Raw genomic sequence first — 8,478 nt, forward strand, 5'->3', positions numbered from 1 at the left:
GGCGAGCTTACCACCAATCCTGTTTGGGCGGATCGTCCTACAAACGAGTTTTGTTGATCATAAGGTCAGGTTTTTGCCTGTTTAATTTCTGAAAGCATTGATTTAGAGCCTTTTCTTTGTGATTGGATATGGTCGATTGCCAGGTTGCGAAGCTATGCTAGAGTGCTCGGATAACTCTACAAACGGGTTCTGCCGGATCGTGTCGTCTCAAACGGATGGGAGGCAACCGCGACTCGACTGGACAGGCCATGCTGGGGCTGTATGCGCTATTTGCTGATTGTGCTTTTGGGCTTGCTGCCCGTGCTGGCCGGGGCAGTCGATTTCGACGCAGCTACCCGGCATCTTCCGCTGGGCAAGGCCATGCAGGTTTATGAAGACCCCGATGGCAGTGCCAGCATCAACCAGGTCAGTGCCCCTGGGTTCGCCAAGCATTTTCGCCCCCATCACGAAGACGTGTTGAACGCCGGTTACTCCACTTCGGTGTTCTGGCTCAAGGTCGAACTGCGGCCTGTCGCCGCGGCCGGCGCCGCCCCACGGCAATGGCTGCTGGAGCTGGCCTATCCACCGTTGGACCACCTCGAGTTGTACCTGCCCGACAGCAGTGGCAGTCACCGCCTGGCCCGGCGCACCGGCGACGCCTTGCCCTACCAAAGCCGGCAGATCCTGCAGAACAACTACCTGTTCGAACTACAGCTGCCACCTGGCCAGATGACCACTGCCTACCTGCGGCTGCACAGCCAGGGCTCGGTGCAGGCGCCGCTGGCACTGTGGTCCGCCCAGGCCTACATGGAGGAGCAGCCCACGCGCCTGTATGTACTGGGGATGATCTACGGCGTGCTGCTGGTGATGCTGGTGTACAACCTGTTCATCTACCTCAGCGTGCGCGACGTCAGCTACCTCTATTACATCCTCTATATCGCCTCGTTCGGCTTTTACCAGGTGTCGGTGAATGGCGCCGGTGTGGCCTACTTCTGGCCGGACAGCCCGTGGTGGGCGAATGCTTCGACGCCGTTGTTCATCGGTGCCGCTGGCCTGTTCGGCTGCCAGTTCGCCCGGCATTTCCTGCAACTGGGCAGCATCAGCCGTGGTTTCGACCGGCTGCTGCAGCTGCTGATGCTGGGTGGCGCGCTGGTCATGGTGCTGGCGGTGAGCATGCCCTACGGCGTCGCGCTGCGCATGGCTACGGTGCTGGCATTGCTGTTTACCGTGAGCATCTTCGCGGCCGGGCTATACGCCTGGTGGCGTGGTTTGCGCGTGGCTCGCTGGTTCATCATCGCCTGGACGGCGTTCCTGCTCGGTGGCCTGGTCAACACCCTGATGGTGCTGGGCTACCTTCCGAACCTGTTCATCACCATGTATGCCAGCCAGCTGGGCTCGGCGCTGGAGGTGGCTTTACTGTCGCTGGCGCTGGCCGACCGCATCAACAGCCTGCGCGAGCAGCAGGCGCAGACCTTGCGTGACACCGGGCGCACACTGGAGCAACTGAACCTGCAACTGGCCAGGAGCAACCGGCTGAAAGACGAATTCCTTGCCAGCGTGACCCATGAACTGCGCACGCCGATGAATGGCGTGATCGGTTCGCTGGAGCTGATGCATACCCTGCCGATGGAGGCCGAGATGGCCCAGTACCACCGCACGGCGGTGGGGTCGGCCCAGGGCATGATGGATATGGTTGATGCCATTCTTACCCTGTCCGAACTGCAGGCCGGCCGCCTGCGTGCGCAGCCGGCGCCGTTCAGCCTGCGTGATCTGCTGCAGGGCGTGCGTGCCGGTTATGCCGGGCAGGCTTTGGGCAAAGGCTTGTACCTGAGCCTGGACATCCCGGCCGATGTGCCGGACGGGTTGCTGGGCGATGCTCAGAAGCTGGCACGCTGCCTGGGGTGCCTGGTGGACAACGGTTTGAAGTTCACCCACCAGGGCGGGGTGATGATCCAGGTGCGCGGGCGCCGGGTGGGGCCTGACGACCTGTCGCTGACCTTCATGGTCAGCGACAGCGGTATCGGCTTCGATGACCTCGACCAGGCGACCCTGTACCAGCGCTTCTTCCAGGTCGATGGCTCGATGACCCGGCGTTATGGCGGGCTGGGGATTGGTTTGTCGATCTGCCGGCAGATGGGGGAATTGCTGGGGGCACGGTTGTCGCATGAATCGACGCGGGGGTTGGGGAGCCGGTTCGAGTTGAGTTTGAACATGGCTATTGCGCAGGTGCAGATGGCATCGAATGTTCTGCAGGCGCGACGGTCGCTTTAAAGGTTTTCGCAGGCTGTGCTACGCACGCGATTTATCGCTGACCGGCGCTAAGGGTGCATCAGTCTTCTTGCTGCTCTGCGGCCCTTTCGCGACACAAGCAGCACCTGCAACTGACCGCGTTTCACGCTCTTTAGTCATTAATGTCACTTTGACTGACTCCCAGGGAGTGCTTCACTGGGTCTCTCAAGCCTACCCGGATCCAGGAGCCCCAGATGAACCTGCACCAGTACGCTGAAACCCACGAAGTCACCAACCAGCCACCGCCCCTCGACGGTGCCAACCTTTACCGCCTCGACCTGCCGCTACAGGAATGGTCTCGGCGTTTCGGTGCGGGTTGGGCCGAATCGCGGATCGATGCCTACGGGGCACTGGCCGGCGGCCCGCTGATGCAGGCGGGCTTCCTGGCCAATGCACACAAGCCGGAGTTCAGCAGCCACGACCGCTACGGCCATCGCATAGACCTGGTCGAGTTCCACCCCGCCTACCACGAACTGATGCGCACCGCCGTCGAGCACGGCCTGCCGTCGCTGCCATGGGCCGAACCCCGCCCAGGCGCCCATGTGGCGCGGGCTTCGATGACCTACCTGCACAGCCAGGCCGAGGCCGGTACCGGCTGCCCGCTGACCATGACCTTCGCTGCCGTGCCAGCGCTGCGGCTGCAACCCGAACTGGCCGAATACTGGCTGCCGAAAATCCTCGCCTGCGAGTACGACCCGCGTAACGTCGGCGACCGTCACAAGGCCGGGGTCACCCTGGGCATGGCCATGACCGAAAAGCAGGGCGGCACCGATGTACGGGCCAACACCACCCGAGCTTATCCGGTCGGCGCCACGGGCCCGGGGCAGCCCTACGAACTGGTCGGGCACAAGTGGTTCTGCTCGGCGCCGATGTGCGATGCCTTTCTGACCCTGGCCCAGACCGAAAAAGGCCTGAGCTGCTTCCTGCTGCCGCGTCACCGCCCGGATGACAGCCGCAACCAGTTCTATATCCAGCGCCTGAAGAACAAGCTGGGCAACAGTTCCAACGCCTCCAGCGAGGTGGAATTCCGCGGTGCCCTGGCGTGGATGGTCGGGGAAGAAGGGCGGGGCGTGCCGACCATCATCGAAATGGTGGCCATGACCCGCTTCGACTGCATGGTCGGCTCCAGCGCCCTGATGCGCCAGGCGCTGACCCAGGCGACCCACCATTGCGCGCACCGCAAGGTCGGCGGGCGGCTGCTGAGCGAGCAGCCGTTGATGCAGAACGTGCTGGCCGACCTGGCGTTGGAAAGCGAGGCCGCGCTGGCCTTGAGCCTGCGCATGGGGCAGGCGCTGGAACAGCTGGAAGACCCGCAGCAGGCGCATTTCGCCCGGCTGGTCACGGCGGTGGGCAAGTACTGGATCTGCAAGCGCGCGCCGGCCATGATCAACGAGGCCGCCGAGTGCCTGGGCGGGGCAGGTTATGTGGAAGATAGCATCCTGCCACGGCTGTACCGCGAAGCGCCGGTCAACTCGACCTGGGAAGGCTCGGGCAATGTGCAGTGCCTGGATGTGCTGCGGGCCTTGTCCAAGGAGCCGGGTGTGCTGGATGCGCTGTTCGCCGAGCTGGGCGATGGGCACGGGGACCCGCGTCTGGCGGCGCACATCGGCAACCTCAAGGGGGCGTTTGCCGACACTGGTGACATGCAGTACCGCGCGCGGCAACTGACCGAGGATATTGCCCTGGCGCTGCAGGCCAAGCTGTTGCTGGAGGCGGGCAATGCGGTGGTCAGTGATGCGTTTATCGACAGCCGCTTGACGGGGGGCGGGCGCGTATACGGGGCGTTGCCGCGGGGTGTGGATGTGGCGGCATTGGTGACCAGGGCGACGCCAGCCTGGGCAAACTGAGCTGGCTTCTTCGCGGGCACGCCCGCTCCCACAGGTACTGCGTCGTACTTGAGGGCAGTGAAGATCCTGTGGGAGCGGGCGTGCCCGCGAATGGATGCAACACCGATCAATGGGGGTGTATTTAGCCAAGAAGGCAGGCAAGATGGTTCACATGCATGTCCAGACAGGAAGCACAGTGTGAGCCAAGCTTTTGTAGTCGTTGATACCCCCGAGCAGGCCGTCGACCGTCTGGCGGCCCTGCATGAACAGGCCACCGGGGCCCTTAGCCAGGCCCTCAAGCGTTACCTGAAGGACCGTACCGAGCCGGGCGTCGAAGAGCGCGACCTGTTCCGCTACCCGGCGCTGCGCCTGACCTATTACAGCCACGGTGAAGTCGCCGCCACCACGCGGGCCTACGCCAAGGTCCAGGTGGCCGGTACCTACAGCGTGACCATCACCCAGCCGGCTGCTTTTCGTGGCTACCTGCTGGAGCAACTGCGCCCGCTGATGCACGACTACACCGTCACGGTAGAGGTCGGCGTCAGCGAACAGAACATCCCTTACCCCTACGTGGTCGACCAGGGCGACGAACTGGCCGGCAGCGGCATCACCGCCGCGCAGCTGGCGCGGGTGTTCCCCAGCACCGACCTGTCGGCTGCCACCGACAACATCGCCGACGGGCTGTATGACTGGGGTGGTGCCGAAACCCTGCCACTGGCGCTGTTCGATGCCGCTCGGGTCGACTTCTCGCTGCGTCGCCTGGTGCACTACACCGGCAGCGACTGGCGCCATGTGCAGCCGTGGATCCTGCTGACCAACTATCACCGTTATGTCGACCAGTTCATCAGCCACGGCCTCGACCAGTTGCGTGACGACCCGCGCTTCGTGCGCATGGTGCTGCCGGGCAACGTGGTGATCGAAAAGGGCATGGACCACGGTGAAACCCAGGCCCTGGTGGCCAGCGTGGTCTGGCACCGCTACCAGATGCCGGCGTATCACCTGATTGCCGCCGATGGCGACGGCGTCACGCTGGTCAACATCGGCGTCGGCCCGTCCAATGCCAAGAACATCACCGACCACCTGGCCGTGCTGCGCCCGCACTGCTGGCTGATGATCGGCCACTGCGGCGGCCTGCGGCAGTCGCAGACCATCGGCGATTATGTGCTGGCACACGCCTACATGCGCCGTGACGGCATTCTCGACCGGGTGGTGCCGCCGAACATCCCGATTCCGGCCCTGGCCGAAGTGCAGCTGGCCTTGCAGGAAGCCGCCGCGCAGGTCACCGGCGAGCGTGGCGAACAGCTGAAGAAGCGCCTGCGCACCGGCACCGTACTGACCTACGACGACCGCAACTGGGAGCTGCGCTGGGCCCAGGAGCGGCCGCTGATCAACCTGTCGCGTGCCGTGGCGGTGGACATGGAAAGCGGTACCATTGCCGCCCAGGGTTACCGCTTGCGCGTGCCGTACGGCACCTTGCTGTGTGTGTCCGACAAACCGCTGCACAGCGAGATCAAGCTGCCGGGTTCGGCCAACGCCTTCTATAACCGGGCGGTCAGCCAGCATCTGAAGATCGGCATTGCCGCCCTCGACCTGCTGCGCACCGAGCTCAACTCGCTGCACTCGCGTAAACTGCGCAGTTTCGATGAGCCGCCGTTCCGCTGAGGATCCATGTCACTGCCACCCCGTTCCAAGCCGCGCCGTCCCCAGGCGCGGCCTGCCACCGGCCCGCGTCGCCAGCCCAAGGCCCCACCGGCCGAGCCGCGCCTGATCCTGTTCAACAAACCGTTCGACGTGCTGACCCAGTTCAGCGACGGCGACGGGCGCGCGACGCTCAAGGACTTCATCGACATCCCCGGCGTGTACCCGGCCGGGCGGCTGGACCGCGACAGTGAAGGCCTGTTGCTGCTGACCAACGATGGCGGCCTGCAGGCGCGCATTGCCGACCCGAAGCACAAACTGGCCAAGACATACTGGGTTCAGGTGGAGGGGGAGCCGAGCGAGGAGCAGTTGCAGCGCTTGCGCGATGGCGTGGAACTGAACGATGGGCCGACCTTGCCGGCCGAGGCGCGGCGCCTGGACGAGCCCGAGCTGTGGCCGCGCAACCCGCCGGTGCGTTTTCGCAAGAGCGTGCCGACCAGCTGGCTGGAGCTGGTTATTCGCGAAGGGCGTAACCGCCAGGTACGGCGGATGACGGCGGCGGTGGGGTTGCCGACCTTGCGCCTGGTGCGGGTGCGGATTGGCGACTGGGCGCTGGATGGGTTGGAGCAGGGGTGCTGGCGCGAAGTGGCGGCGAAATTGCAGCGCTAGCGGGGGCCGCTTTGCGGCCCATCGCGACACAAGGCCGCTCCTGGCTTTCTTGAGCCTTACACCCCTTCGAGAAACCCCACCACCACGCTCTTGATGATGAAGGCCAACACCCCCAGCCCCAGCACGAAGAACAGGATCAGCGTCCCGAACCGCCCGGCCTTGGACTTTTTCGCCAGGTCCCAGACGATGAAACCCATGAAACCGATCAACACGGTGACCAGGATGATCATCATCCACTCTTCGAATACGGCGGGATCCATCGGTGTTCTCCAGGCGGTTTGAGCGTCCGATTATACGCCTGCTGGCGCAGGCATTAACGCAGGTGGGTCAAGGGCAGCTCGGTGCTGGCCAGCACCTGGTTCAGCACGAAGCTCGAACGCACGCTGGTGACGCCTTCAATGCGGGTCAGGCTGCCTAGCAGCAGTTTCTGGTAATGGTCCATGTCTGGCACCACCACTTTCAGCTGGTAGTCGGCATCCATGCCGGTGACCAGGCTGCATTCAAGCACCTGTGGCAGGTTGCGGATGGCCGCCTCGAAGGTTTCGAAACGCTCCGGGGTGTGTCGGTCCATGCCGATCAGCACATAGGCAGTCAGGCTCAGGCCCAGCTTCTTGCGGTCGAGCAGGGCCACCTGGCGCGAGATGTAGCCATCGTCCTCCAGTTGCTTGACCCGACGCGAGCATGGCGAAGGCGACAGGCCGATGCGTTCGGCCAGTTCCTGGTTGGAAATGCGCGCATCGCGCTGCAATTCGGCGAGGATGCTCAGGTCGTAGCGGTCAAGTTTGCTCATGGGTTATGCCTTTTCTGTTCGGATTGCGGTGAATTATCAATCCAGGGTGAAAAATTGCGCAAGTGCTATTTATCCAAGCAATCTTCGCAATCATCTGCCGCAGCCTGTCCGGTATCTTTATCCACAGAATCACTGCCCGGACATCAGTCCACGGCGACGCGCCCTAGGCGGGCGGTCGCGGCCAGCCATCCAACAGGATCTGCAGGCCCCCGGGCTACACACCTTCCAGAAGACGGTGTGAGGTGAGCCGGCGCCACAAGTGCCGAGCACGGACGACAATTCCTGAAGGGAGGCCCAGCGGCCTCCCTTTTTTCATGTCCGGAAATTTAATTGGCCTGCATGACAGGCGCGGTAGACTGGCTGTGGTTGCCGTATTTTCTACCGAGAGGAACAGCATGAAGTCGCGCATCTGGCAGTTGGCAGGTGTTGGTGTGTTGGGGTTGAGCATCAGCCTCGGGGCCATGGCCGAAGGGCCGGGCGAGGGGGCGCCGGGCCGCTCGCTCAATTCGCGTGACGAAGTGCAGCAGACCCAGCCGCCACGCCAAGGCTATTACCAGGACATTCCCCGCCGCCATGGCGATAACCACCACTGGGAAGCCGGTGGCCCGGGGCAACGGCCTGGCGGTGACTGGCAGGGGCGCCCGGATGGTCATGGCAATGGCTGGGGGCCGGGGCCGCAGTATCGCCCGGGTCACACCATCGATCATTTCCCGGACCGCTACTGGAAAGTGCCCTACCGTGGCGATGACTACTTCTACTCCGGCGGTTACTGGTATCGCCCCCATGGTGGCCGTTATGTGGTAGTGACCCCGCCCCTTGGCGTGCGAGTCGACTATCTGCCGCCCTATGCGCGGGAAGTCTGGCTGGGCGGGGCGCTGTTCTTCCTGGTGGCCGATACCTATTACCAATACCTGGCCGACAGCCGCGAGTATGTGGTGGTCAACCCGCCGGTTGCGGCGCCGGTACCTGTAGGCGGTGGGTATGACGTGGTGGCCTATCCGATGTATGGGCAAGGGCAGGAACAGCAGGACCAGGACCGTTACCAGTGCCACCGCTGGGCGGTGAACCAATCAGGCTTCGACCCGGCGACGGCGACTTATGCACCGCCGGCCAATGTGGCGGACAACTACCGGCGGGCGCTGGGCGCTTGTTTCAGCGGCCGAGGCTACAGCATCAACTGATCCAGATGTGCTGCCTGTCCCGGCCCTATCGCCGGCAAGCCAGCTCCCACAGTAACCGCGCCGGCCTGAAGCCATGTTTAGTGCCTGTGGGAGCTGGCTTGCCGGC

7 protein-coding genes are annotated in these 8,478 nt (G+C 63.8%); 5 read left to right on the forward strand and 2 right to left on the reverse strand.

Going from position 1 to position 8,478, the window contains the following annotated elements; genetic code table 11:
* Nucleotides 1-261 precede the first annotated feature (261 nt).
* The 4 genes from ACK1U9_RS05680 (at nt 262) to ACK1U9_RS05695 (ending at nt 6,401) form a co-directional block, all read left to right on the forward strand.
* Nucleotides 262-2,250, forward strand: coding sequence for a sensor histidine kinase (locus ACK1U9_RS05680; RefSeq protein ID WP_108480710.1), 1,989 nt, complete (start codon nt 262-264; stop codon nt 2,248-2,250).
* Nucleotides 2,251-2,462: 212 nt separating this feature from the next.
* Nucleotides 2,463-4,115 carry an acyl-CoA dehydrogenase family protein gene (locus ACK1U9_RS05685; RefSeq protein WP_153671469.1) on the forward strand — a complete coding sequence of 551 codons (1,653 nt, stop codon included), beginning with the start codon at nt 2,463-2,465 and terminating at the stop codon, nt 4,113-4,115.
* 177 nt (nt 4,116-4,292) lie between these two features.
* A complete protein-coding gene (amn, locus tag ACK1U9_RS05690; RefSeq protein WP_085625739.1) occupies nt 4,293-5,756 on the forward strand; it encodes an AMP nucleosidase in 1,464 nt (487 codons plus the stop codon).
* A gap of 6 nt (nt 5,757-5,762) precedes the next feature.
* Nucleotides 5,763-6,401 carry a pseudouridine synthase gene (locus ACK1U9_RS05695; RefSeq protein WP_085599635.1) on the forward strand — a complete coding sequence of 213 codons (639 nt, stop codon included), beginning with the start codon at nt 5,763-5,765 and terminating at the stop codon, nt 6,399-6,401.
* A gap of 56 nt (nt 6,402-6,457) precedes the next feature.
* Here ACK1U9_RS05695 and ACK1U9_RS05700 read toward each other — a convergent pair whose 3' ends face one another.
* Together ACK1U9_RS05700 and ACK1U9_RS05705 are read right to left on the reverse strand one after the other, a co-directional pair.
* Nucleotides 6,458-6,661, reverse strand: a complete 204-nt coding sequence (locus ACK1U9_RS05700) for a DUF2788 domain-containing protein (protein WP_013974331.1) — start codon at nt 6,659-6,661, stop codon at nt 6,458-6,460.
* A gap of 53 nt (nt 6,662-6,714) precedes the next feature.
* On the reverse strand, nt 6,715-7,191 hold the full coding sequence (locus tag ACK1U9_RS05705) for an Lrp/AsnC family transcriptional regulator (RefSeq protein ID WP_003249795.1): 477 nt from the start codon (nt 7,189-7,191) through the stop codon (nt 6,715-6,717).
* Between the two features lie 395 nt (nt 7,192-7,586).
* Here ACK1U9_RS05705 and ACK1U9_RS05710 point away from each other — a divergent pair, with 395 nt between their 5' ends.
* Nucleotides 7,587-8,372, forward strand: coding sequence for a DUF6515 family protein (locus ACK1U9_RS05710; RefSeq protein ID WP_108480711.1), 786 nt, complete (start codon nt 7,587-7,589; stop codon nt 8,370-8,372).
* Nucleotides 8,373-8,478: the final 106 nt, after the last annotated feature.

It is taken from the genome of Pseudomonas sp. XP1, from assembly GCF_053557675.1.